The sequence below is a fragment of the Oleiphilus sp. HI0128 genome (assembly GCF_001635365.1).
In genome coordinates, this window is record NZ_LWGG01000461.1 from 1 (window position 1) to 406 (window position 406).

The 406-nt window shown below is 46.1% G+C and carries 1 protein-coding gene; it reads left to right on the forward strand.

Annotated features, from left to right (window positions below):
- A partial coding sequence (locus A3763_RS05635; protein WP_197482792.1) for a nucleotidyltransferase domain-containing protein occupies nucleotides 1-406 on the forward strand: 406 nt, incomplete at both ends.

Genomic DNA, 406 nt, shown 5'->3' on the forward strand with positions numbered 1-406 from the left:
TTATTGCTGTTGGCGGTTATGGCCGAGGCGAGCTGCAACCACATTCAGACATTGACTTACTTATCCTGGTAAGGAATGAAATTGATGATCAGCTGGGCACCAAACTGTCTGACTTTATCACACTATTATGGGACCTGAAACTAGACATCGGCCATAGCGTTAGAACGATTGATGAATGCATTGAAGCCGCTAAAAGCGATGTCACCATTGCGACCAACCTATTGGAAACGCGCACTATCGATGGTGACCCTGAACTGCTGAGCATTATTTCAGACAAGGTCTACTCCGACGCAGTTTATACCTCTAAAGCCTACTTTCTAGCTAAACGCGAAGAACAAAGTGCACGCCACCTGAAATATAGCGGCACCGAATACAACCTCGAACCAAATCTGAAATCTTCCCCTGG